This window comes from Methylomonas subterranea (genome assembly GCF_024505185.1).
GTDB classification, from domain to species: Bacteria; Pseudomonadota; Gammaproteobacteria; order Methylococcales; family Methylomonadaceae; genus Methylomonas; species Methylomonas subterranea.
In genome coordinates this window covers 55,077-80,077 of record NZ_JANIBJ010000018.1, presented here as the reverse complement: position 1 = coordinate 80,077, position 25,001 = coordinate 55,077, and the positions used below count along the sequence as shown (strand labels likewise).

Here is a 25,001-nt window from a genome sequence, read left to right as displayed (position 1 = left end):
GATATTCTTACGAACGGGAAATTCCCCGGAGTTTCAAAAGGAGTTATTTTCCATGGATTCATTGTCCACTACTTGCGGGTTCTGTGAATTCAACAGTATGGCCAACGATACCTGATGGCCTTCGAGTAAATTCCGCTCCGGCCGGCCGAAGGCATAACCCTGGCCGAGATTGACTCCGATATCCTTCAGTCTCAGGGCTATATTCGGCGTTTCGACAAATTCGGCAATGGTTTTTTTGCCCAGTTTGCCGGCAATTTCCACCATGGATTTCACCAAAATTCGGTCGGTTTCATTATTATCCAGATGCCGAATAAACTGTCCGTCGATTTTTACATAATCAACCGGAAATGTTTTTAAATAATTGAAGGAACAAAAGCCGGCGCCGAAATCGTCCAACGCAAACTTGCAGCCCAAATCGCGGATTTTATTGATCATGTCGCGGGTGCGCTCAAAATTGTCCACGGCGGCGGTTTCAGTGATTTCGAAGGTGAGTCTGCCGGCGTCCACCCAGGTCAATTCCAGTTTTTCGCGGATAGTCCGCAGTAAATCGGGATATTGAAACGCGCTGCCGGATAAATTGATGGCCAGGGAAATACGGGACATATACGAGGGCAGGGTGGCCAGAAAATCGATGGCATTTTCCACCACCCAAAGGTCAATGGCGTGAATCAAGCCCATGCGTTCCGCCACCGGTATGAACTGATCCGGCGTAATGGTTTGTCCATCCTCTCCGCGCATGCGTATCAAGACTTCGTAATGAGAAATATTGCCGTTGTTTAATTGTACGACCGGCTGAAACATTAAAAAGAAATCGCTTTCCCGCAGGGCCTTGCGGATGATGGGTACCCAATAGATATCGCGGCGGCGTTCCTTGATGGCGACATCTTCCGGGTTATATATCTTGACTTTGTCGCGGCCGTTGATTTTGGCGAAATTGCAGGCCTGGCGACCGTGCAAAATCATTTCGCCGGGATGCTGGGTGGGGGAGGCGTTATCCAGCGAGGTGATGCCTATGGAAACGCTGGCGCTATAACAAATCTCGCCGGTAAAAAAGCGGAAATTCTCGACCGTGGTACGTATGGTTTCGGCGATGATTTGAGCCTGCTTCTTGGTTTTGTTTTCCAGAAACAGGCAAAACTCGTCGGCGCCGATACGCGCGAACAGGCTGCTGGCCGGTACCAGCTTGCGTACCAGTATGGTCAGCTCAACCAACAGGCGGTCGCCGACGTCAAATCCCTCCAATTCGTTGATCAGGCTGAAGCGGTCGACATCGATGAACAATAATGCGCCTTCTTTTTTCAGCTTGTTGCTAAGATTCATGATCAACCGCAACTGGCGCTCGAAGGTATTGCGGTTGACCAGTCCGGTCAGTTCGTCGTGGGCGGCCAGGAATTTCAATTTGGCTTCGATGACGCTCTTCGAGGCCAGTTCGTTGATCAGTTGTTCTTCCTGTTGTTGCCGTAAATGGCGCTCATGCTTGAGTTGCAGCAGAAAATGCACGGCCAGCATCAATATCGCCGGATCGGCCGGGAAGGCAATGTGATAAATCAGGCAATGTCCGTTGTCGGGCTGAAGTTGACTCGTCCGCAATTCGGCGGCGGTGGGGCTGGCGGTGTCCAGAATCACAAAGGGAATCACCGAGCCGTCGGTTGCGCAGGACAGGCTTTGGCTCATTTCCAGCGATTGACAATTCGGCAGGCTGTTGTTCAGGACGATGAGGCCGATTTTCTCGGGTTGATCGTGAAAGGGTCGCAAAATCTCGTAAATCTGTTCGCCGCGGCTGGCATGGCGAATGTCCGAAAAGCCGTTTTTCCGTAGTGTTAAAGTGGTTTGATTGGCGGATTCGTTGTCGTGATCGGCAACAATAATGATTTTTTCTTTAGTGGGGTCGCAAACAGTCATATACCGGCCCGGTATTTTTGAGTTATAAATAACAAAAGTGGTGGGGTTTGGTTTAAATGTCTGTGTAATCAAATACTTACACTGTACTTGTAATTCTGGTAAAACCCGTTAGGCTTAATTTGCGTGTAACCCCCGTCTGCTCGCGTTAAAGTCAGTATAGGCGACAATTTCTTATTTGTAATCTTCGATGATAATTTCTACTCCCAGTTTGACCGTTGCGGACTTATTGAAAGGTGATATCAAACTCGCCTCACCTCCGATTGTGTACTTGGCGTTGCAAAAAATTATCGAGGACCCGACCAAGTCGGCAAAGGATGCCGCAATTGTGATAGAAAGCGATGCCGCGCTGGCCATGCGCCTGCTCAAAATCGTCAACAGCGCCTTTTACGGGTTTCCCGCCCGGATCAGCGCCATATCCACGGCCATTACCCTGGTAGGCTTGCGCGAGTTGCAAAATCTGGTGTTGGCTACCGTGGTCATAGAGCGGTTTTCCGACTTGCCGGGCCAGTTATTTTCCGTTCACGATTTTTGGGCGAAAAATCTGCGTTGCGCCTTGATTGCCAGGGCGCTGGACGCCCAGTTGGGGAAAAATTATGCCGATAGCGCATTTTTGTGCGGTCTGGTGCATGACGTCGGCCAATTGGTGCTGTATCGGCGCATCCCGGTCCTGGCGCGCGAAGTGGATTTGCTGGTGCAATCCCGCCCGCGCAATGATGTCGATCTGGCCTTGGTCGAGCAGCAGGTCATAGGTTTCGATCATTACGAATTGGGTGCCGAGCTTTGCCGTTTATGGAAACTGCCGGCCATGGTTGTAGAGTCCATTCGCTTGCACCGATACCCCGATTATGTCGGCAGCCATGCCGGAATCGCCAATCTGATCAGGCTTGCCGATCAATTCAGTCGTGTCGATAACCATTACGATGAACTGGTTGCCAACGGTTTTGAACTGTCGGCGGAACAAATCAGCCAGATCATGGATAAAACTCACGACGAATTCGAAGCTATTTTCAAGTTTTTTTTCCCCTCCCTCTGACGAGTTCAGGACCCAAGGGTTGCCGCCCGCCGAGTTTCCGTTCGTCATTCAACAGCGTTTTTTTGTCGATAAGCAACATTTTTCTCATCGGTTCTTTCCGTCAAGCCTAAGCTAACAAGGGCTTTGTGCCCTTGTGTTTTGTGAACTGTAGCAAAATAACAACGGCGCGCCGCGCACAAAGCCGTTTGTCATAAAACTGTCATATTAGCCACCTACAATTCGCGCCAACTGAACGGCGTTGATTTGCTGGCCCTTAAATCATCAAATCCCTCGCCGCGGGTATCCCGCGCGCTCAACCGTTTGTGTCCTATCAATTGCATAAACATCTTTGGAGATTAAAGAATGAAGTTAACCAAACTGGGTCTGTCCATGGCTGCGATCATGGGCGCGGGCCTTGCCGCGGATGCGCTGGCCTTGGATTTGTACGTGGACAGCAAAACCCAGCAGATTTTTGCCGAGCCGGGCAAGGGCCGCGTCAAGTTGGGGGCGTTCGAAAAGGTCGACGACAAACCCAAGGAAGCCTCTAGCGCGGCGATTGCCGACGAAGTGGCCAAACAACTGGCCAAGGAAAAAGCCGAAATGGCCGACATCAAACAGGATTTGGAACTTAAAACCAATGAACTGAAAGCGATTGAAGAGCATTTGGTAGCCTCGCGCGAAGACAAGGCCAAGAACGACGAAAAATGGTTCAATAAGATCAATATGCGCGGCTACACTCAGCTGCGTTATAACCAACCGCTGTCCGGCGACAGAGTGGCGGGCGATCCCGAACTGAAATCGGTGGGTGACAAGTCCATCGGCAACAACAGCAATTTCTTCCTGCGCCGGGTGCGCTTGGTGTTCTCCGGCGACATCAACGATTACATCTCCATGTACTTGCAGCCGGATTTCGCCACCGATAACGGGGATTTAAACTTTGCCCAGCTGCGCGACGCCTATTTCGACTTGCACTTTGACAAGGCGCATGAATACAGGATTCGGGCCGGCCAGTCCAAAATACCGTTCGGTTGGGAAAATCTGCAGTCCTCGCAAAACCGTTTGACCTTGGATCGTGCCGACGCTTTGAACAGCGCGGTACCCAGCGAGCGGGATTTGGGCCTGATGGCATACTGGACACCAACCGATGTACAGAAACTCTGGAAAAACCTCAGCAAAAAAGGTCTGAAAACCTCCGGCGATTACGGTGTATTGGGCGTGGGTGTTTATAACGGCCAGGGCATCAATAAAGCCGAGGGCAATGACGGCATGTATCTGGTGGCGCATTCGACTTATCCGCTTGAACTCGATTTCATGGGAAAAGCCATGCGCGGACAGGTGTTGGAAGTGGGCGCGGACGCCATATCGGGTCAATTCAACCGCTCTACCTCCAGTTGTTCGGCGGGCACGCCCTGCTATCTGAATGGCGAAAAAGTCACCAGCAGCATCAAGTCTTCGGATAGTCTAAAAAACAACAGCGAAGACCGGGTCGGGGTGCATGCCGTTTTGTTTCCGCAGCCGTTTGGCTTGCAGGCTGAATGGAACTGGGGTGCCGGCGCAACTTTGAATGCGGAAACCCGAACCGTCGAAAGACAGCACTTGAGCGGCGGTTATGTGCAAGCCATGTACAAAATAGACGAGGTCTTCGGCACCAAGGGCACCATGATTCCCTACGTCAAATGGCAAACCTACGATGGCGCCTGGAAAGGTTCGACCAATGCGCCGCGTGTTCAGGTGGACGAAGTGGAAGCCGGGGTGGAGTATCAAATCAACAAGGCTTTGGAGTTGACGGTGGCTTACGCTTCCATGAGTCGAACCAATATTGCCGACGCAACAAAAGCGGATTATCTCAAGCAAGCCGGTGGCGATTTGATACGCACCCAATTGCAGGTCAATTACTGATAATCGGCGAAGGGCGGGCGCATCTTGCGCCGCCTTTCGAACCTTCGCAGCGCCAAAAGCCCGGTTTCCAGCGAATCCGGGCTTTTTTCGCCTATTTGAAACGGATTCGCCGCTGGCTTGGCGGTTGGTCGCCCGCAAAATATTCCCGCCGCGTCGCCATGACGTCGCTTGGCAAGCGGTTTAACCCGGCAGGCTTTCCCTCTTGCATACTCGCTGCTAAAAATCGAAGCTTTCCACTTCGGAGATCATGAACAGCGGCGCGCCGCCGCTGGAAATTTCCACGGCGTGCGCGGCGGTTTCCCGGCCGCCGGGCGAGTTCAGGCAGGTCTGCAAATCCTCCAGCGACGGGAAATAAACTTCGGCGATACGATGGAAGCCGGCGGCGCTTTTGTCGGCATTGCACAGCACCAACGAGGCCACGAAGCGGGTCTTGCCGGCCAGTTTCTCGACAGCCATGGGGACATGCTCTTGCGCATAGCGGCGTTCGAAGGTTTCCAGGTCGGACGGTACGGGGTACATGACAATTAATTTTGCTGCTTTCATAGGATATACCAATGTTTTGTTAAAAGGAGATGCTATGAAACAACTATTAATCCGGGATGTAAAATACCGCTTTTCTATGAAAAAATAGGTTTTTCCTATTTAATTTGGATCCGAGCATGGAAATGCAACAAATTCGTTACTTTCTGGCGGTGTGCGATAAGGCTTCGTTTACCCGCGCCGCCCAATCGGCATTCGTCTCGCAACCGTCCTTGACGCAAGCCATCAAAAAACTGGAGGAGGAAATGGGCGGGGAACTGTTCAGGCGCGGTCGCGGCGGCTGCGGGTTGACGGCATTGGGGCGCTTGCTGGAGCCTTCGCTGCGGCGAATTTATCTCGAGGCGCAAACCGTCAAGGCCGGTGCTATCCGTTTCAACCGCTTGAATAAGGTTCCCTTGCGCATCGGCGTCCTGAACACGATTGCCGCCGGGCGCTTGAGCCCGTTTTTCGCCGATTTTCAGCGAGAACGGCCTCTGGTGGAAATTGAATTGGTGGTCGATCGCGAGAGCTCCTTATTGGGGCAGTTGGAACAGGATGCTCTGGACTTGATTATCGGCGCGCCGACGGCGCCGCCGCCGGCGCATCTGCAATCCCTGACGCTTTATGAAGAGCGTTATGGCGTGGTGTTCAATGACGCTCATCGATTCAATCAACTGGCGGAAATCGATTTGGCCGCCATGCGGTCCGAGCCCTATCTCGACCGCCTGAATTGCGAGTTGCGCGAAACCCTGCGCAGCCTATCGCAGCAATAGCGAGGAATGGATCTTGAGCATGGCGCGGGCAGGCATAGGCGTGGCGTTGATGCCGGAATTCAGCATGCCCAGGCCGGCCGGCGCGCTTAAATTTCGTTATCTGTCCGATCCGGACATACGCCGCGCGGTGAGGGCGATATACCCCGTCGGCGGAGTTGTAAAACCGGAGCTTGGCGCGTTGATCGAAATGTTGCGGGTGGCTTTTTAGCCCAAGGCGCGAGCTCCGTCCGCCTGTCCCGGTGACGTTATGTTTTTAATACCATACTCTAATCCCCATGACGCCGCGCAGGCTGTGCTGGTGTTCCAACAGCGACTGCTCCTCGACATAATCCACCCCGATATAGGGGGCAAATTCGCGTTCGATTTCGTAACGCAGACGCAGGCCGGCCTCGAACTCGGTAATGCCGGCCTTGACGGCGCGGTTTTGCATATCCCTGGCGGACAGATTCAGTTCGATGCGCGGAGCCAGGATCAAGCGCTGGGTCAACAGAATTTCGTAACCCAGCGTCAAGCGGCCCAAGACGTTGCCGTTCTCGCTGATAAACAGCGCGCTGTCGACTTCGATAAAATACGGCGCCAAGCCCTGAAAGCCTATCACCGCGTCGTAGGTGCGTTCGGGTTCGAAGGCGCGGCGGGCGCCGAACTGGAAATCCCAAAAGCTGTCGATATTGCGGCTGTACAGCAATTGCAGGTCGGCGCGGCCGAAGATCCCCTGATCGCCGGCGTAATCGCCCTCGGTTTTCAACCACAGCTTGTGCTCGTCGTTGCCTATCCAGTGCTGCACGTCCCATTTGAACAACTGCAAGCCGCCGTTGGTTTCGTATTCCAGCCGCTCGGCCTTGAAATGACTGAAAATCCCGTCGTCGTCCTGGGCTTGGGCCGGATTGGCCAGCACGGCCAGCAGCAATAGCCGGGCGACCTTATTCATGATGGTGGCTGGCATGATCCGCTGCCCGTTCGACGATCAGTTTGCGGAACATGCCGGTATCCATGTGATACAGCAAATGGCAGTGAAAGGCCCATTCGCCCTCGGCATCGGCCAGCACCTCCACGCTGACGGTTTGGCCGGGCTTGACGTTGATGACGTGTTTTTTAGGGTTATACATGCCGTTGCCGTTATCCAGATATTGCCAAAGTCCGTGCAGGTGTATCGGATGGTTCATCATGGTTTCGTTGATATAGGTAAAGCGGATGCGTTCGCCGAATTTGACCCGAATCGGCTCGGCGTCGCTGTATTTGACGTCGTCAAACGACCAGATGTAACGATTCATGTTGCCGGTCAGCCGCAGGGTGATTTCCCTATCCGGCGGCCCCATCAGGGCGTGCTCGGGCGTGACGGCTTGCAAATCCCGGTAATTCAGGAGCGGGTGAATGGCGTGCGTCCCTGGCTCGGCGGCCTGTTGGGCATGGCCGGCGCGCGGGTCGGCTTTAGCTGCGTGTGCGTCGTGGCCCGCATGCGGATTCGCCGGCTCGGAAGGCGGCTGTTCCGCCAGCACATGACCCGTATGCCCGGCATGCGCCCCAGCCATTTCCGCCAGCGTCAGCAAGGTCATGGGGCGCGGCGGCGGCACCTCGGCTATCACATCGTTGCGTGGGGTCAGCGAGGCATGCGCATAGCCGCTGCGGTCCATGGCTTCGGCAAAGATGCCGTAGGCCCGTTCGGTTTGCGGCTCGACCAGCACATCGTAGGTTTCCGCCACGGCAATGCGAAATTCCTCGACCGCCACCGGCGCCACCGGCTGGCCGTCGGCGGCTATCACTTGCATTTTCAAACCCGGCATCCGCACATCGAAATGGGTCATGGCCGAGGCATTGATGAAGCGCAGTTTGATCTTTTCGCCGGGGCGGAATAGATAGGTCTTGTGCATGGCCGGGGTTTGGCCGTTGACCAGGAAATGATAGGTGGCGCCGGTAACGTCGGCGATATCCGTCGGCTCCATGCGCATTTCGCCCCAGGCCAGGCGATCGGCGACGGTGGCCCAAAATCCCAAGCGTTCGATGTCGAGAAAAAAATCGCCGACGGTGCGTTTTTGGAAATTGTAATAGTCGCTCTGTTTTTTTAAACGCGCCAGGGTGCGGTGCGGATCGGCTTCCGGCCAATCGGACAGCAGCACGACGTAATCCCGGTCGACCGGCTGCCGCGGGTGAATCGGCTCTATGATAATGGCGCCGAACAAGCCTTGCTGCTCCTGCATGCCGGAATGACCGTGATACCAGTAGGTGCCGCTTTGTTTGACGGGGAATCGATAAGTGAAGGTCTGGCCGGGAGCGATGCCGTCGAAACTGATGCCCGGCACGCCGTCCATATCGTAGGGCAGCACGATGCCGTGCCAATGTATCGATGTCTCCCGTTGCATATTGTTAGTGACCCGCAAGGTCACCTGTTCGCCTTCCCGCCAATGCAGGGTCGGTGCCGGCAGGCTGCCGTCGGCAAGCACCGCCGCTTGCGGGCGGCCGATCAAAGCAATGGTATTTTCATTGATCGCCAAGCGGTAGGTGTCGGCATGAGCCGCTTGCCGTCCGCCGCTGAAGCAGGCGTAAACCGCTGTCGCGGCGAGCAAAAGTTTAGCGCTTTTCCTGATCATGCAAGGTCGGCCAAGATTAAGGTGGTAGGGTCCTTTTCGTCGAGCTAGGGATTTAGCCCGATTGCTAGTCGGTTTTCGGCGGCGCGGTGAGGGCCAGGCGACGCCGTCAATGCCGAAATTAGATCCGCGATAGGTGTAACGGACCGTATCAGCCGGCCTTTTTGTCCGCCGGGCGGCTTTGCGCCAGCAAGCCGGCAAAGTCCTCGGCCGCCATGGGTTTGCCGAACAGATAGCCTTGCGCTTCGTCGCAATCGTGTTGCAGCAAGTAGTTTGCCTGTTGTTCCGTTTCCACGCCTTCGGCTATGACCTTGAACTTCAGGATCTTGGCGATGGAAATGATGGCCAGTACGATGGCGGCGTCGTCCGCGTCGCGCATAATGTTGGCGACGAAGGATTTGTCGATTTTCAGCTTGTCGAATTCGAACTGTTTCAATTGATCCAGGCTGGAATAGCCGGTGCCGAAATCGTCTATCGAGATTTGCAGGCCGGCATCCTTCAACTGCGCCAGCACGGCGCGCTTTTGTTCCGGGTGGCGAATGAACAGACTTTCAGTCAATTCCAATTCCAGATATTCCGCCGCCAAACCGGATTCGCGCAGGATTTCGATGACTTGGCCGGCGAAATGCGCCTGATCCAGCTGGCGGGCCGAGACATTCACCGCCATGGTGAAGGGTGGGTAGCCGGCCTGTTGCCAGGCCCGGTTCTGCCGGCAAGCGGTGCGCAAGACCCAGTCTCCAATCGCTTCTATCAAACCGATTTCCTCGGCCACCGGAATGAAGATGTCGGGCGGGACCGGGCCCAGTTCGGGATGCCGCCAGCGTATCAGCGCTTCGGCGCCGACGATGCGGCCGCTGTCCAGATCGATTTGCGGCTGATAATTCAGGTAAAACTCGTCCCGCTGCAGCGCGCGGCGCAAGTCGCTTTCCAGCCGCAGCTTGGAAGACACCGCAAACTCCATGTCGTCTTCGTAAAAACAGTAGGTATTACCCTGTTCCTTGGCCCGATACATCGCGGTATCGGCGTGCTTGATCAATAATCCGCTATCGCTGCCGTGGGCCGGGTACAGCGAAATACCGATGCTGGAACTGATGTAAAACTCCTGATCCATCAGGACGAAAGGCATGGCGATATTTTTGCAGATTTTTTCGGCCACGGCGGCGGCAACTTGCGGGCCGGCGATATCTTCCAGCAACACGGTAAATTCATCGCCGCCGAAGCGGGACACCAAATCTTCCTTGCGCACGCAGCCCAGGATGCGCTCGGCGGCGGCTTTCAGCATCTGGTCGCCGATGTCGTGACCCATGGTGTCGTTGGTCAGCTTGAATCTATCCAGATCCAGAAACAGCACGGCGTGCAGATGATTTTGTTCGGCTGTGTTCTGGATGAGCAAGTTCAGCCTATCCATGAATTGCGCGCGATTGGCCAGATTGGTCAGCGGGTCGTGATAGGCCAGCCGGTTCAAGGTGCGCTGGCTGTGGCTGGATTCCAGCAACAGGGCAATGCGCTTGCGTAGGACCGCGAAATGAATCGGCTTGGGGATGAAGTCGTTGGCGCCGGTGGAAAACGCCAGCTCCACCGAATGGTCGTCTTCCAGCGCGGTGATCATCAGAATCGGCACGTCGGCGCCCTTGGGCAGCGCGCGGATTTTTTTACAGGCTTCAAAGCCGTTCAGTTCCGGCATCATGGCATCCATTAAAATCAGGTCGGCCATCTGACGTTGGCACAGCGTCACCGCCATCTGGCCGGTACTGGCGACATCGACCACGTAGCCGTCTTTTTCCAGCACGTCCTGCAAGGCAAACCGCATGGCTCTGTCGTCGTCGGCCACCAGAATTCTAGGGCCCAGCCGTTCGGCGGCTTTAACGGCGATCTCGCCGCCGTTTTCCCGTTGCAGTAAATATTCGATGCGGCGATATTCGTCGCGCAGCCGGTCCAGCAACTCCGGGCCGTTTTCAATCGCGCGCCGCTCGGCTTGCAGGGCCTGCTCGATCTGCTCGATCTGCCGCGGAGCGTCCGCCAGATAAAAGCCCAGCATTTTGGCAAACCCCTGGCCGATTTCCTCGCGTAGCTGGTTTAGCACCCGCTGATCCAGGGATTCCAGCGCGTCCGCGGGGGTGTCGGCCGCCGAATGGGCTGCCGCCGGGACGGGCTGCCCGGCACCGGCCCAGTTCAGTAGTTTCTCCCGCAAGGGCTGCAGCTTGATGGGTTTGGACAAATAATCGTTCATGCCGGCCGCCAGACATAAATCGCTATCGCCCTGGCGGGCATTGGCGGTCATCGCCACAATGGGGGTTTGTCCGAGCGGCTCCGGCAACTGGCGGATACGGCGGGTGGCTTCGAAACCGTCCATGTTGGGCATGTGGCAGTCCATCAGGATTAGATCGTAGTTCCGGCGTTGCAGGCATTCCAATGCTTCGACCCCGGTCGCGGCGATTTCGTAGCGGCAACCCAGCCGTTCCAGCATGCCGGCAGCCACCATCTGGCTGGCCCGGTTGTCCTCCACGATCAGGATATGGTATCCCAAGGGTTCGGGCGGCGGGTTCTCCACGGCCGGGGCCGGCTGCGGTTCCTGGTAATTCTGGCCGGCCGTCAGGATGAAATCGTACAACCTGGAGGCCTGTACCGGTTTGGTCAGATTGGCTGCTACATTCGGCAGGCTGGTCAACCTGCCGGAGTTGCCCGGGTTGGAGAGCAGAATGACCTTGAGCTCGGTCAAGGCCGGGTCGTGGGCGAGCATATCTATCCAGCCGGTATCGGCGCCGTCTTTCAGATCGATGATGGCAAACTGGTAGGCCGCATCCTGCACGCTGGCGGAGCGTAGCATGTCCAGTGCGCGGATACCGAAGCTGGAATGGGCGTGATGGATTTTCCAATGATCCAGGCTGTGGGCCAGAAACTGGCGCATTTTGTCGTTTTCGGTGACTATCAGTATGCGCAAATGGGCGAAATAAGCCTGCTTTGATTCGGTCAACGCACGCGTGCCGCGCGGCGGGCCGAAGGGCACGGTAAACCAGAACCGGCTACCCTGGCCGACTTGGCTTTCCACGCCGATTTGTCCACCCATCAGCTTTACCAACTGCCGGCAAATCGCCAAGCCCAGACCGGCGCCCTCGAAATGGCGGGTGCTGGAATTGTCCGCCTGCACAAAGGCGTCGAAGATGTTGGCCAACGCCTCGTCGGGGATGCCGGGGCCGGTATCGATGACGTTGAAACGCAGCAAGGTGTCGGCGGCGTCGCTTGGTTCGGCGTTGATCTTGATGTAGATGGAGCCCTGCTCGGTAAACTTGAGGGCGTTGCCGACCAGATTGATCAATACTTGCCGCACCCTGGAGGCTTCGCCGTTCAATACCAGCGGAATGTCGTCGACGATGTCGTAATCCAGTTGCAGATTTTTGCGCTGGGCTTGGGCGGACATCAATTCCACCACTTCGTCCAGGGTTTCGTATAGGACGAAGTCGACCGGCTGGCGCTTCAGCATGCCGGCTTCGATGCGGGAAAAATCCAGGATTTCCTCGATCAGTTTCAACAGCGCTTCGCCGGCATTGCGGGCAATCATGGAATATTCCAGTTGCTTGGGCGTCAGCCCCATATCCTGCAGCAGCTCCAGCATGCCCAGCACGGCATTCAGCGGCGTGCGCAATTCATGGCTGACGGTGGCGGCGAATTCGCCCTTCAGACGCGCCGAGTCCAGTGCCGAATCCCGGGCGGCCTCCAGCTGCTTTTCCCGGGTTTCCAACACTTCCATCATGGTGTTGAAGGCGTTTCCCATATCGGTGATATCGCGCGGTCCGCTCAATTTGGCGCGCACTTTTTTTTCTCCGGCCGAAGCCCGCCCCATGCGTAGCGCCAGTTGCTTGATGGGCGAAGTCAAGCGCCGCGACATGGCCAGCAAATACAGCAGGAACAGCAGCGCCGAGAGGCTGCAAACCGTAGCCGTGGTCCATAAAATCTGCTTCTGCATGACGTTCAGCGATTTTTTGCCTATGCCCATGCGCACATAACCGATCAGCTCCGGTTCGGGGGTTTGGGCCTCGAACGGCGAGTTGTCCTGCTCGCCGCCGCTGCGGGCGAATACCGGCGCGGTGAAATACCACTCCTGGGCGGTTTCCTGGGTAATCGTGCCGGACTCGGGCCATTGCGCGGCATCGTCGGCGGGCGATAGCGGTTCGCCGCGTTCCAGCAAGGGTTGGCGGTCGGCGGTGTAGACGGCAACGCCGCGCACGTCGGGAAAGGCCAGAAAGCGCCGGGCCGGTTCCTCCGCGTTTTCCCGGCTGTCGTACAACAAGGCCAGCGCGCTTTGGGCGGCGAAGGCCTCGATGGACTGCCGGCCTTGCGCCACCCATTTGTCGCGCACGATTTGGTAAGACAGCGCGGATATGCCGAAAGACGATAATAGCGACATGATCAACAAACCGAACAGGAAAGTCACTGTCAATTGTTGCTGAAAGCTGGCTCCCTTGACGCGGGTCAGGCTTAGTCGCTTCATCTCGCTGATCAGACTTAGCGGGTTGGAAAAACCATGGCGAATTCGCGCCGAGTCTGATTGGAAAAACGCAGGCCCAAATGATCGGCGGTACGCAGGTTGACCGCGATCAACAAGTCCCGTAACAGTTTGATCGATTCGAATTTGCCGTTCGCTTGCACCTGTTGCAAGGCTAGGCTGGCCAAGCTGCGGCCCATGCCGAAATTATCCGGATACAAGGAAAACAGCGCGCCCTTGCGCACATGGTCCAGGTTGCTGGAGAACACCACGAAGTTTTTCTCCCAGGCTTCCCTAAGCACTTCCGGCAACAAGGATTGTTCGTCCATGGCGGTATTTTCCCGCGGCAACCACAGCGCGATGGAGTTGTCCTTGATTTCCATCAGGATGCGCCGGAATATCTCGGACGAATCGCGCAAACTTTCGGTGGGTTGCGCCACCAAAAGCAGGCCGCGCTCTTGGGCGGCGCGTTCGGCGTGGCTGATTTCCCAGGCGGTTTGCCGCGGATCGTAGATTACCGTGACTTTCTTGATGTCCGGCACCAGCCGCTTCAGATGGTCGAACATGGCCTCGGGAGCCGGAGTCAGGCTGATGCCGGCCAAGCCTTGAGGTACTTCGTCCGGACGAATGATGGTGGCGCCTATCACCACCGGAAACGTGGATGACAGGGATTTGGCAACCGCCAGCCCGGCCCGGCCCAGGGTAACCACCACGTCTATGCCGTCGTTTTTCAAAGTGCCGATCAAGCGTTCGGCGGACGCCGTATCCTTTTCGTTCAGCAAGTAATGCCCGACCGGGCGGCCCAGCTCCTGTTCCATGCCGCGGGCAATTTCCTGAAAAACGGACAGATAAGGCTCGCGCACTTCCGGATAAACGATGGCTACCGAAGGGCTGGCGGCCAGCGCGGCGGCGCCATACATCCATAGCACCAGAAAAAGCGGAACAATGACTCGACTGATCAAAATGACTCCTGGAACATTCATGACTGACACCATGTCGGCGGGCGGTTAAAACCTGATATTGATCTCGCCGTAAAAATTACGCGAGGCCAGTGGTAAATCGTTGGGTATGGCGGCCTGCGGGTTACCGCCCAGACTCGGTTCCCGAGCGCTGACATCGAACAGATTGCGCACCGAAAAGGCAATGTCGACACGGTCGATCAGATTGCGCCGGCGCAGGGTCAAGTCGGCCCAGGTGTAGTCCGCCACCGGCTGGCGGGAATCGCCGAAGGCGCGGTCGCGGCCGACTATCCATTTCACTTGCGGACTCAAATTCCAATTCGGCAGAAATTCCCAATTGGCCCGCAGGTAAATCTGATGGGCCGGCGAGTAGCCGGCATCGTGATCCAGACTTTCCTCGCGGCTGCGCTGGTAGGCGTAATGGCCGACGATTTTCAGCGACTCCAGAGCCTGCCATTCCGCTTCCAGCTCGCTGCCGTAACCTTGTTGGGTGCCGGTATTTTGCGCCGTTGCGGTGGGGGCGTTGGCGTCCGGAACGAAGCGGATCATCTGTTTCCACCAATAACCGAAGAAATTCAAACCCAATCGCAGGTTGCCGGTGGGGTGGTAGTCGAAACCCAGTTCTATGTTTTCCATGGTTTCCGGTTGCAGCGACGGGTTTCCCAACTGCGCCGGGTTGTTGATGATATACATTTCCTGAAAGGACGGCGCCCGGAAGGCCGAGCCGTACATCAGCTTGGCGGTCAGGTCGTAACTGGCTTCCCAGATCAGTGCCGCGCGCGGGTTGAAGGTGTTGCCGAAATCCGAATAACGGTCGTAGCGGGCGCCGGCCGTCAAGCTCCAGTCGTTGGCGAAATTCCATTGATCCTGCAGAAACAGGAAGGCGACTTTGCGGTCCACTTCCGGAATGAAGGTTGACGCGGTGCCGGAGACATCGATCAGCGGTATGCCCGGCAGCGACGGAATCGGGGCGCCGCTGGTCGGATCGATGCCGAAGTTTTGGCTGACACGGGCCCTGAACAGACTGTCGTAATTGAAGCCCAGGCCGCTGAGAATCTGGTGCTGCTGGAAGCCGGTATAGCGTAGGGATTGACTGATGCGGACATGGCGTTCCCAGACTTCCGGATTGCCGATGTAACCGTTGGGAAAAGTCACCGGCGCGCCGGGACCGATCTGGCCATTGCCGTCTATGGGCAACACGCTGCCGGCCGGAAACAGGGTCAGATTGCGTTGCACTTCCTGGCTGGTTTCGAAATAACTGACTTGAGAAGTCAAATCCCAATTCTCGATTTCATCGTTGTGGTAGGTCAGGTCGGCATTCCAGCGGTCGCTGCCGAAGCGGTTGACCGGGTCCAGGGCCTGGGCGACGCCGGTGGCGTTACCCCAGTCGCCGCGGTGCTGCAGGCCGCCGCGAAAACGCCAGTTGCCGCGCGACAAATCCAGCCGGGCATCGAGATTGTCGCGCGATAGGTTGACGGGGCCGGGAGCCAGCGAGGCGCGGCTGCCGAAGATGCTGTCGAACTGACTTTGCAGGTCCGCGTCGACGATGGAGTCCTGCCCGGCAGTCTTATGATATTCCAGCGCCAGCGCGACGTCGAAACCGGCCCATTCGCCGCCGTGCAGGCCCCAGCCGTCGTAGGTGTCGAAACTGCCGACCCGGCCGCCGACTTCGGTGCCGTCGATGTCCTGTTTGGTCTTGGTGATGACGTTGATGACGCCGGCGAAGGCGTCGGCGCCGTAAACCGCCGAGCCCGGTCCGCGCACCACTTCGATACGGGCGATATTTTTGATCGGCATGCCGCCCCAGACTTCGCTACGGCTCCCGGTATAGGAATTGGTGATCGGTATGCCGTTGATCATCATCAACACCTGCTGGTTGAACTGGGTATAGATGCCGCGAAAGGTGTAAATCGGGTTATAGCCTATGGTATTGCGCGCGACATGCAGACCCGGCACGGTTTCCAGCACTTCGTCGATGTCGGTGGCGCCGATGGCCTTGATATCTTCGGCGGTAATCACGGTGGCGATGGACGGAGCCTTGGAGATCGGTTGTTTGTAACCGCTGGCGAGGCTGACCATTTCCTCGCCGCCGTATATTTGCGACAGCGCTCTTTCCTCGTCCTCGAGCGAAACCGGTTGCGCCCACGCGCCGGGGGCCAGACTGAGGGCGCCAAGCAGCCACGGCAGGCGGCTGGAAAGGCTTGGCTTGGGCTTGGGTAATTTCACGCTAAAAACTCTGGGTTAATTCATGATGGACGATGGCTGGATGATACCAAGCCCGTGGGCTAATGGCTGCATTTTATGTCGAAGCCCCGGGTTCGGCGTTTGCCGTGGGCCAGTTTCGCCGTGCCGGCCCGCTGTATACAATGTGATCGCAGGGTATGGCGTATAAACCGCCCTCCGGCCGTTCGCCGGCTTCGATGTAACCGGGCGGCATGCCGGCCAGGAAAACCGGGAACATGTAGAGGTAAAATTCAGCCGCGTCCAGCCCGAGATCGGCTCCCAGGGCCGCCACCAGCGCCGCGTAGTTCATTTTCATGCGCCAACGCCCGTGCAACAGCTTGATTTCCACCGCCAGCGCCAATTCCAGATGCGGCCCCCGATCCAAACCCAACTCGGCGGCCAGCTTCAGCAAGGGTTGTATACGCTCGTCGCCGTTGACCAGGGGCCGGCCGTAACCGGCGATGCTGCGATGCAGCTCCAACTCGCGCCGCACGCAGTCGCTTAGATCTGCTCCACAGGCCGTTTCATGCAGCGCGCGGATGAAAAATTCGATGGCGCGCATCAGTATGCCGCCGCCGTAAATGGCCGCTTCCGATACGGCCAAGGCGGCGGCCAGACCCAGCGCGCCGGAACTGCGGGAGCTGCCGGCCAGAGCCGCGACCCGGTTGTTCCACAGCCGCGCATCGGCGTAACTGGTATAAGTCCAGATAGCATTCAGCAGTTTTAATTGGGCGGCGTCGAAGCGGCGGCCGGTGATGCCGAACAGATAAAGCGCTAGCCAGTCCAAATCTTTCAAGTCTTCATGCAAATCTTGACCGCGAAAGATGACGTGGCTGCCGGGGTAAAAGGTACCCATGCGGCTTTTCAATACGCCGAGAGGGGCGGCGGGCAAATCGGGTTCTTGCATGCGTCTTACTCTCCATTTCCGTGTTCCAGTTCGACCACGCCGAACGGAAATTTCTTATAACCCAGGGCACGCTGTTCCAGGGCGTGAGCCGCCGCACCGGGTAGCCGCAGCAACAGATACAGCATCTCGCTTTGCTCGGGACCGAAACCCAGATCGGCCAGTGCCGCGGCGGCCACGCCGGTCAAGGACAGCGGCCGGCCGGCCGCCGTCTCCATCTGCAATCGGTGCTGTTGCAGCCAGGGTAAATAGGGGCCGGCGGCGTAAGCGGCCAGACAAGTCAGCGTTTGTTTGACCGGCGTCGCGGTAGTGATGCCGCGAGGGTCGAAACCGGGCGCGTGTTCCGGTTCCGGCCAGACGCTGCCGGGCAGTTCGAAGGGGCCGGCAAACCAGTCGCGCCAAGCCTGCAGATTGGTTCCGCAGCGGCTCCAGCCCGACACGGCGTTAAACACTTCGCGGGCGCCGGCCAGTTGTCCGGCACCGACCGCCAAGGCGGCCATCAGCGACGAGGCCGCCGAGGAGCCGCAGACGCCGCCGCTCATCGCCGCGTGCACGGCGGGGTCGCGCGGGCCGGGGTTGGCCAGCGCCAGCGCCAGGCTTTCCAATAAGCCGGCTTGGGCGGGCGTGGGGGCTTCCGGCATAAACAGTAAGAACAGCATGTCCGCCCAACTGGCCCGGCCCAGCATTTCGCCGTAGACATCGTAACCTCGGCAATAGGCGGCGCGGGCGGCGAAGGGGTTGTCGGCTTCGGCTTCCTCGCGCCAGATGGCACTGCGGACGGCATGCGGATTATGCTGAGCGGCCATGCGTTCTCCTAGGGTAAACAGACTAAAGTCATGCCGCCGTCAACCACGATTTCTTCGCCGACCACATAGGCCGAGTCTTCCGAGGCCAGGAACAGGGCAACCTTGGCCACTTCGTCCGGGGCGCCGAAACGTTTGATCGGCGAACGATCCTCGATATCGGATTTGATGGCATGGAACACCTCGCTGGGCAGCGGCAGGCGGTTGAAACCCTCGGTATCGATCGGGCCGGGGTTGATGGCGTTGACCCGGATGTCGCGGCCTATCAGGGTCAACGCCAGCGACTGCACCAGGGAACGCAAGGCGGCCTTGCTGGCGGCATAAACGCTGAAATTCGGCGTGCCGCTGCGGTTGGTGATCGAGGTGGTGACGATGATGGAGGCCTTGGGCTTGAGCAATGGCAGCGCTTTCTGGATGGTAAAGAACACGCCCTTGAAATTGACGCGCATGATGCTGTCGAATTGGGCTTCGGTGGCCTGCTCCAGCGGAGTCGGCTCGGCGATGCCGGCATTCAGAAACAGGATGTCCAGCTTGCCGAAATGTTGGTCGACCTGGGCCAGCATGGCTTCGATTTCATTCAGGCAGCCGGCCTCGCTGACGATGGTCAGGGTGTCGTCGCCCAGCTGAGCCCGGGCGGCGGCCAGCCTTTCCCGGTCGCGGCCGGTAATCGCCAGCCGGGCGCCCTCCGCCTTGAACAGCCGGGCCGTCGCCAGGCCTATGCCGCTGGAGCCGCCGGTAATCAGGGCGGTTTTACCGTTGAGTTTGTTCATGGCTTACCTGTCGCCCTGGTTGACCAAAACCCGCATCCTCACATTCATCGGAGGCTCTTCGTCGGGATCGATGTAAACATCCAGTAGCGTGGGGCCTTGGCGGGCGCAGATGGCGGCGATGTCGAGTTTGGCCAGATCGTCCGGCGTGCGTATGCTGTATGCGGCGGCGCCCAGCGCGCGGGCCAGCGCGGCGAAGTCGTTGGGCGGCAGGTCGCAGCCGATTTGTTCCGCGCCCGCCATGCGTTGGCCGTGTTTGACCATGCCCAGGGATTGGTCGTTGAGCACCACAAAGACGATGCTGACTTTTTCGGCTACCGCCACCGAAATTTCCTGGCCGTTCATCAACATGCTGCCGTCGCCGGTGATGCAGACCACCGGATGCTTGCGATTGGCCACCGCCGTGCCGACCGCGCCGCCTATGGCCCAACCCATGGCGGCGAAATTCATCGTCACCCGGAACCAGCCGCCATCGGTTTTACGTTGGCCGGGCGAGGGTTTGCGTCCGCCGCCGCCCAGGCGCCTTTCGCCCAAGCGCCGGTCTATGCTGGAATGCAGGTAATGCACGGACCAGGAAACGCTGTTGCCGGTATCGGCCAGGAAGCGGGTGGTGGGCGGGAAAATCAGGCCCAGTTCCTTCATCAGCCGTTGCGGCTTGATAGGTACCGCGTCGCTGTCGAATTTAGCCGCTTCCGTCAGCATGCGGTGCGGTTCCCACTGGGCGATATTGCGATCGCGGGATTCCCGCTGGCGGGCATATTCGAAGTTGTCGGCTTTTTGTTGGTTGTGGAATAGTTCCACCAGCCGGCTGAAAACGGACTGGATGCGTCCGCGCACGTGCAGTTTGGCCATGGGGGTGCGGGCCAGATGCTCTTCGTATTCGTCGATATGCACCAAGCGCTCGTTCAGCAGGCTTTCGCTCCAGCCGCCGCTGTTCCATTCGCCCATGTTGGCGCCGATGGCCAGTATCAGATCGGTCGATCTATCCCGCAGTATGGTTTCGGCCGTTTCATGGCCGCCGAAACCGAATACGCCGCGAAACAGCGGGTGGCGGGGGTTGACCAAGCCCTTGCCGTCCGGAGTGGTGACGATGGCCGTGCCCTTCAGGGCGGCAAACTGCAGGATGGAGCCTATGGCTTCACCGCACAGGCCGCCAATCAGCAGCACCACGTTTTGGGCCTTGGTCAGCATGTCGCGCAAGGTTTCGATGGCGTCGTTATCCACCATGGAGGAGGGCGCCAACAGGTTTTGCAAATCGTAGGATGGATCCGGCCTGGGGCTGGGGCCGCGGAATACGTCGACCGGCACGGTGAGGTGGGAAGGCCCCCTGGGGGCTCGCACCGCCCGCTGCAAGGCCGCGACCAGTTTGGCTTCCAGTTGCTTGGGATGGGATACCAGGGAATTGTAGCGGGTACAGTGGCGAAACATGCCCAAGGTGTTGATGCCGGTGCAGGAGGATTCCTGCAGCGGGTTTTTGCCGAAAGCCGGCAGGGCGGGTTGTCCGGTGATGACCAGCATCGGAATATTGTTGTCGTAGGCACAGGCCACGCCGGTGATCAGATTGGTGGCGCCCGGCCCGGAAGTGGCGCAGCAGACGCCGATCTTGCCGCTTTCGCGGGCATAACCGTCGGCCATAAAGGCGGCCCCGGCTTCGTGGCGGGCCAAAATGTGCCGGATACGGCCTCGGCGGGTGCTGCGGGCGATGGCATTGTAAAACGGTTCGATCGCACCGCCGGGGACACCGAACACATATTCGATCTCCAGTTGTTCCAGGTAGGCGACCAATAAATCCGCTACGTCGATGGGGGGGGCCGGATTTTCCCCGGCCGATTCCGTCTGGCTGTGGATCAGAGAAATGTGAGCATTCATGTTCCCCCCTTTAATGCTTAACGATAGGGTGTTCTTATTGGCCGACCGGAGTCGGGAAATGGCGCTCACTGGGCGGTGGAGCGTCCGGGTTCGGTATTGGCCGCGCGGGTCCGATGCCGTTTAAATCCGGAACCGAAAGTGTAGAGTAGAGATTGCCGCTTGAAAAGCAAATGGTAGGGATTTTGTAATAATTCGGTAATCACGCTGGATGCGCGGGGCCTGTCCACCCCGCGCCTCGCAATCGCTGAATAGTGGCGGGATTTTTAAGCAGAACGGGCGAATGGAACCAGGCGCCGCCGAGTTTCCACATTGTCCGCCAAGCTTCAACAACAGGCGCCGTCCGTGGATGTAGCGCTGCCTTGCGGACCCGGGGCGCAATCGAACAGGCCGAAGTGGCGGGATTTGTCGCCCAGGACCTGGAAATATGCGCCATAACGGCTCAAGGCCAACATATCGGCGGTATTGCCGCAGACTCTGAGCGGCCGGCCGGTTTCGAAATGATGATGATCGTCCAGGTCGAAGCCGTGCGGATGCCTGTCCATGCCGCCCAGGTAAACGGCTACCTGGCCGAAGTCTTCGCAACGGTCTTCCAGGGCCATTTTGAAGGCCCGCACCGTTACCGAATTGAACTTGACCATGCCGATCTTGGCAAACAGCTCCGGATCGTCGATGCTGATGGGGTTTTGCTTGACCGTCCGTGCGTCGGGGCAGCCCAGGTCTTGCAAAATGCGGCGAAAATCTTCCCAATACAGCGCGCCGCCCAGGCATTCCCCCAGCAGTACCGGGTCCCGGCGCAGTTCCGCCGCAATGCGGCGGTCGGCGAATACGTCGGAAAAATACAATTCGCCGCCAGGTTTCAAAACCCGGAAAATTTCCGCCAATACGCCGGGTTTGTCCGGCGACAGATTGATCACGCAATTGGACACCACCACGTCCACGCTGTTGTCGGCAATCCCGACCGTATGCAGGTTTTCAATGTGACCGTGCAGAAATTCCACGTTGGCGTAACCGAAGCGCTCGGCATGCCATGCCTGGTGGCGGACGGCGACTTCCAATTGCTCGGGAGTCATGTCCACCCCGATCACCCGGCCCGACGGGCCGACCAGTTTCGACAGCAAATAGCAATCGCGGCCGCTGCCGCAACCCAGATCCAGCACGGTTTTGCCTGTCAGGGCCGGCGGCAGCGGCGAGCCGCAACCGTAAAAACGCTCCAGAACCTCCGGATGCAAGTCGGCCAACAGCGCTTTTAAGTAGTCGGGCATGGCATCGATGCTGCAACAGGCACTGGTTTTCAGGTCCTGGCTGGATTGCAGAACTTGCCCGTAGTAATGCCGAACCGATTCGCTGATTTCGATACTGCTGCTCATGAGATACCTCGTGGTTGGTTTGTTTATACCCCGCCGTCGAGGCGGCGGTCAGACAGATATTGGGCGGCGGCCGGCGAATCAATGCGGCCGGTACAGGGGCAGTGCGTCGATGCGGGCATCGATTTCCGCCAGCATGCCGCGATAGAGTGCGCTGTCGGTGTTGTCGAAGCGGGCTCTGAAAGCCGGTTCGTCCAGGTGTTCCGGCAGTCCTTTAATATCGGGAATGATACTGGTGTAATCCTTGGTTTGCGCCAGCCTGCGCTGCAATTCGCGGGCCTGCGCGGGCGAGCCTGTGGCCTGTCGGCCGAAGCGGCTGCCCGCCCGGTCGGCGCTTAGGTCGATGAAACTGAAGCCGCTGCCGCGGTCGGCGTCCGCCAGTTCCTTGTCCTCCCCCAAATGCTCGCCCAGTATCGAGGCGTCCACCGCCGCCAGCAGGGCCGAGGCGATGAAGTGCTGCGGAATATCGATGCGTTTATAGGCGAATACCGAATATTCCTTGCTGTAAACCAGGCCCAGCGGCAGGTAGCGCCGCAAATCGTATTTGAAGATATAGCTGCCGACCGCGATGATGACGGCGCGGTTTTCCCGAATGGCGGTTTCCTGGGTCGAACGCTGATAGGCGGACAGGAACAGCGGTTGCATCAAATCCATCAGGGATAAACGCCAGCTTGGGTCGTGGCGGCTGACGATGTCGTTGATTTGTTGTTGGTATACATGCAGATTGGGGTATTCGCGGTGTTTCTGGATCACCAGTTGCCTGGCGGCGTCGACGATGGCGCCCAGATAGCTGATTTGGATGCCTTCGGCGGTAAAACGGATGTCCTTGATGTATTGCTGGCCCAACTGCCAATAATTTTTTAGCGGCGTGATGCGCGCGATGGCCGGAACCAGGTAATTGGCAGCCGGGTCGGGTATCGATATTTCGCCGATTTTCAGGGACTTGATACTGAACTGTTGACCGGTTTCTATCAGCTTGAAACTGAAATCCAGATAACGCCCCCAGAAGGTCGGCGGCACAAACACGGCGATCTGGGCAACGATCACGCCGTTGCCGATGTCGATACGCACCGTGTTTTCGAAAAAATGATTCAACAGGTAGCCGACGGCGATATTGATGTCATTTTGGTTCAGGACGATGGTTTTGATGTGGTCGCGTTCCTCCGGCGATAAATGCAGGATTTGCTTGGCGCGTTGGATGTCCTCGCGATTGAAGCCCCGGTGGATTGGTAGCAGGGGGGTGTCGTCCAAGGTAAACAGCAGCAGCAAATTGAACAGCAGCGCGACGATCAGGCAGGCGTAAAGCAACAGCTTGACGGATCTTGGGACGGCGAGGGATTTGGACATGGGTTAAAAAGATAGATTGAACCGGGCTTCCTTCAGGTATTGGGCCTCCTGTTTCAAGTCGGCCTGAGTCAGCGGAGCCTGTTCCAGCCATTGTCCCGGAAAGTTCAATTTTATGTCGTTAGCCTCGATATCGATTTGGAAATCCGGCCGCTGAGTATGGCGGTTTCTGTGCAGCAGGGCGGCGAGACGGAAAATGATCGTCAGGATGGGGGCGTGCCGGGGCCAGGGCGCCGGCAGATCGTCAAAGCGGGATTGGCTGAGCTTTTTGCGGTGACTGCGCACCAGCCGGGAAATGATCAATTGATCCTGTTTGGAAAAGCCGGCCAGATCGGCGTTTTCGATGATGTAGGCGCTGTGCTTGTGGTATTGGCTGTGGGCAATCTCGAAACCGATCTCGTGTAAATCGGCCGTCCATTCCAGAAACTGCAGGCTGGCCGGATTGTCGTCGAAGCAGGGGTGTCGTTCCAGTTGTGCCGCCATGTAACGGATGGTGTCCTTGAGCTGATCGGCATGGCGCAGGTCGGCGTGATAACGCTCGGCGGTGGTGCGGCTGGTTTGGGAGCGAATGTCGTGATCGTAAATCCGCCCCAGCAGGTCGTAGATCAAGCCTTCCCGCAAGGCGCCGTCGGATACGGTCATTTGTTGAATGTTCAGGGTTTTGAAGCTGGCGTAAACGATAGCCACCGCGCCGATGAAAACCGGCCGTCGTTCGACGCTGAGCGGCGGGAAATTGATTTGATCGACATGCTCCAGGCCGAGCAAGTGCGTGACCAGTAGCTCCAGTCCGTCCAAAGTGATGCCGTTGTTGCTGAAGCCGGCGCTCTGCAGCACGTTGCTGACGGCTTTCAGACTACCGGAAGCGCCTATCGCCTCGTCGAAACGTCGGCTGTTGAAGGTGTCCTGAAACGGCTCCAACTGTTGTTCGACAAACAGGCAGGCTTTTCTGAAGGCTTTTTTGGACAGGGCGCCGTTTTTGAAAAAGTTTTGGCTGACCGTTACGCAGCCCATGTTCAAACTTTCCTTGGTGTGCGGACTGTCCTGTTTGCCGATGATGTATTCGGTACTGCTGCCGCCGATATCCATCACAAATCGCTCGTTGGCGTTGCTGGCCAGGCTGTGGGCGACGCCCTGGTAAATCAGGCGGGCTTCCTCGATGCCGGATACGATATGGATGGGATGTCCCAGGGCCTGTTCGGCTTTTTTGATGAATTGGCCGGCGTTTACGGCTTGCCGCAAGGTATTGGTGCCGACGATGCGTACGCTGTTGGGCGGAAAATTGCTGATGCGTTGTCCGAAACGTTCCAGGCAGGCCAGGGCTTTTTCCTGAATGTCTTGATTCAACATTTTGCTTTCGTCCATGCCGGCCGCCAGCCGCACCATTTCCTTCAATCGGTCTATGGTTTGCAGTTTACCGTCCTTGAGACTGCAAATAATCATGTGGAAACTGTTGGAGCCCAAGTCGACGGCGGCGACATTGGTGGGTATCGGATATGGCAAGTTTGTATTCCTGTTTAGGCGTGGGCGGTATGGGGAATTCTGTTAAAATTCGCCACCTTTAGGCGGTGTCCACGGATGTCGCGCCCGTTCTGGTCTGT

16 protein-coding genes and 1 pseudogene are annotated in these 25,001 nt (G+C 57.7%); 3 read left to right on the top strand and 14 right to left on the bottom strand.

All coding sequences use genetic code 11. From position 1 onward, the window contains the following. Positions 1-33: 33 nt before the first annotated feature. The gene (locus NP590_RS11190; RefSeq protein WP_256602471.1) at positions 34-1,902 is read right to left on the bottom strand and encodes a putative bifunctional diguanylate cyclase/phosphodiesterase; all 1,869 of its coding nucleotides are present in this window, start codon (positions 1,900-1,902) and stop codon (positions 34-36) included. A gap of 187 nt (positions 1,903-2,089) precedes the next feature. Between NP590_RS11190 and NP590_RS11185 the strand changes: the two genes are divergently transcribed. Both NP590_RS11185 and NP590_RS11180 read left to right on the top strand, forming a co-directional pair. Next, positions 2,090-2,935 carry an HDOD domain-containing protein gene (locus tag NP590_RS11185; protein ID WP_256602470.1) on the top strand — a complete coding sequence of 282 codons (846 nt, stop codon included), beginning with the start codon at positions 2,090-2,092 and terminating at the stop codon, positions 2,933-2,935. 342 nt (positions 2,936-3,277) lie between these two features. Beyond that, entirely contained in the window at positions 3,278-4,813 is a 1,536-nt protein-coding gene (locus NP590_RS11180) for a porin (RefSeq protein ID WP_256602469.1), read from the top strand. Between the two features lie 216 nt (positions 4,814-5,029). Here NP590_RS11180 and NP590_RS11175 read toward each other — a convergent pair whose 3' ends face one another. Further along, the gene (locus tag NP590_RS11175; protein ID WP_256602468.1) at positions 5,030-5,356 is read right to left on the bottom strand and encodes an EthD family reductase; all 327 of its coding nucleotides are present in this window, start codon (positions 5,354-5,356) and stop codon (positions 5,030-5,032) included. Positions 5,357-5,472: 116 nt separating this feature from the next. Here NP590_RS11175 and NP590_RS11170 point away from each other — a divergent pair. Further along, positions 5,473-6,313: pseudogene (locus NP590_RS11170) on the top strand (LysR family transcriptional regulator). A 45-nt stretch (positions 6,314-6,358) separates the two neighbouring features. Here NP590_RS11170 and NP590_RS11165 read toward each other — a convergent pair. The 12 genes from NP590_RS11165 to NP590_RS11110 form a co-directional block, all read right to left on the bottom strand. Further along, positions 6,359-7,048 carry a copper resistance protein B gene (locus NP590_RS11165; RefSeq protein ID WP_256602467.1) on the bottom strand — a complete coding sequence of 230 codons (690 nt, stop codon included), beginning with the start codon at positions 7,046-7,048 and terminating at the stop codon, positions 6,359-6,361. Next, entirely contained in the window at positions 7,026-8,690 is a 1,665-nt protein-coding gene (locus NP590_RS11160) for a copper resistance system multicopper oxidase (RefSeq protein ID WP_256602466.1), read from the bottom strand. Before NP590_RS11160 ends, NP590_RS11165 begins: the two co-directional genes overlap by 23 nt. 148 nt (positions 8,691-8,838) lie before the next feature. Beyond that, complete coding sequence (locus NP590_RS11155) at positions 8,839-13,176, bottom strand: EAL domain-containing protein (RefSeq protein ID WP_256602465.1); 4,338 nt, start codon at positions 13,174-13,176, stop codon at positions 8,839-8,841. A 14-nt stretch (positions 13,177-13,190) separates the two neighbouring features. Continuing rightward, the gene (locus NP590_RS11150; protein WP_256602464.1) at positions 13,191-14,153 is read right to left on the bottom strand and encodes an ABC transporter substrate-binding protein; all 963 of its coding nucleotides are present in this window, start codon (positions 14,151-14,153) and stop codon (positions 13,191-13,193) included. Positions 14,154-14,177: 24 nt separating this feature from the next. After that, the gene (locus tag NP590_RS11145) at positions 14,178-16,355 is read right to left on the bottom strand and encodes a TonB-dependent receptor plug domain-containing protein (protein ID WP_256602463.1); all 2,178 of its coding nucleotides are present in this window, start codon (positions 16,353-16,355) and stop codon (positions 14,178-14,180) included. A gap of 73 nt (positions 16,356-16,428) precedes the next feature. Beyond that, positions 16,429-17,259 (bottom strand): citrate synthase family protein, encoded by an 831-nt coding sequence (locus NP590_RS11140; RefSeq protein ID WP_256602462.1) that lies wholly within the window; start codon positions 17,257-17,259, stop codon positions 16,429-16,431. 5 nt (positions 17,260-17,264) lie between these two features. After that, positions 17,265-18,062, bottom strand: coding sequence for a citrate synthase family protein (locus tag NP590_RS11135; RefSeq protein ID WP_256602461.1), 798 nt, complete (start codon positions 18,060-18,062; stop codon positions 17,265-17,267). 8 nt (positions 18,063-18,070) lie between these two features. Continuing rightward, a complete protein-coding gene (locus NP590_RS11130; protein WP_256602460.1) occupies positions 18,071-18,829 on the bottom strand; it encodes an SDR family oxidoreductase in 759 nt (252 codons plus the stop codon). 3 nt (positions 18,830-18,832) lie between these two features. Next, positions 18,833-20,695 carry a thiamine pyrophosphate-binding protein gene (locus NP590_RS11125; protein WP_256602459.1) on the bottom strand — a complete coding sequence of 621 codons (1,863 nt, stop codon included), beginning with the start codon at positions 20,693-20,695 and terminating at the stop codon, positions 18,833-18,835. A 323-nt stretch (positions 20,696-21,018) separates the two neighbouring features. Continuing rightward, positions 21,019-22,062: a methyltransferase domain-containing protein gene (locus NP590_RS11120; protein ID WP_256602458.1), complete on the bottom strand. Its 1,044-nt coding sequence runs from the start codon at positions 22,060-22,062 to the stop codon at positions 21,019-21,021. Positions 22,063-22,140: 78 nt separating this feature from the next. After that, a complete protein-coding gene (locus NP590_RS11115; RefSeq protein WP_256602457.1) occupies positions 22,141-23,406 on the bottom strand; it encodes a YfiM family lipoprotein in 1,266 nt (421 codons plus the stop codon). Positions 23,407-23,409: 3 nt separating this feature from the next. Then, on the bottom strand, positions 23,410-24,903 hold the full coding sequence (locus tag NP590_RS11110; protein ID WP_256602456.1) for a Ppx/GppA phosphatase family protein: 1,494 nt from the start codon (positions 24,901-24,903) through the stop codon (positions 23,410-23,412). Positions 24,904-25,001: the final 98 nt, after the last annotated feature.

Coding starts and splice junctions, on each gene's coding strand:
- NP590_RS11150 (WP_256602464.1), bottom strand. CDS start 14,153: ATGAATGTTCCAGGAGTCATTTTGATCAGTCGAGTCATTGTTCCGCTT.
- NP590_RS11140 (WP_256602462.1), bottom strand. CDS start 17,259: ATGCAAGAACCCGATTTGCCCGCCGCCCCTCTCGGCGTATTGAAAAGC.
- NP590_RS11185 (WP_256602470.1), top strand. CDS start 2,090: ATGATAATTTCTACTCCCAGTTTGACCGTTGCGGACTTATTGAAAGGT.
- NP590_RS11165 (WP_256602467.1), bottom strand. CDS start 7,048: ATGCCAGCCACCATCATGAATAAGGTCGCCCGGCTATTGCTGCTGGCC.
- NP590_RS11155 (WP_256602465.1), bottom strand. CDS start 13,176: ATGAAGCGACTAAGCCTGACCCGCGTCAAGGGAGCCAGCTTTCAGCAA.
- NP590_RS11120 (WP_256602458.1), bottom strand. CDS start 22,062: ATGAGCAGCAGTATCGAAATCAGCGAATCGGTTCGGCATTACTACGGG.
- NP590_RS11175 (WP_256602468.1), bottom strand. CDS start 5,356: ATGAAAGCAGCAAAATTAATTGTCATGTACCCCGTACCGTCCGACCTG.
- NP590_RS11130 (WP_256602460.1), bottom strand. CDS start 18,829: ATGAACAAACTCAACGGTAAAACCGCCCTGATTACCGGCGGCTCCAGC.
- NP590_RS11135 (WP_256602461.1), bottom strand. CDS start 18,062: ATGGCCGCTCAGCATAATCCGCATGCCGTCCGCAGTGCCATCTGGCGC.
- NP590_RS11180 (WP_256602469.1), top strand. CDS start 3,278: ATGAAGTTAACCAAACTGGGTCTGTCCATGGCTGCGATCATGGGCGCG.
- NP590_RS11115 (WP_256602457.1), bottom strand. CDS start 23,406: ATGTCCAAATCCCTCGCCGTCCCAAGATCCGTCAAGCTGTTGCTTTAC.
- NP590_RS11125 (WP_256602459.1), bottom strand. CDS start 20,695: ATGAATGCTCACATTTCTCTGATCCACAGCCAGACGGAATCGGCCGGG.
- NP590_RS11190 (WP_256602471.1), bottom strand. CDS start 1,902: ATGACTGTTTGCGACCCCACTAAAGAAAAAATCATTATTGTTGCCGAT.
- NP590_RS11160 (WP_256602466.1), bottom strand. CDS start 8,690: ATGATCAGGAAAAGCGCTAAACTTTTGCTCGCCGCGACAGCGGTTTAC.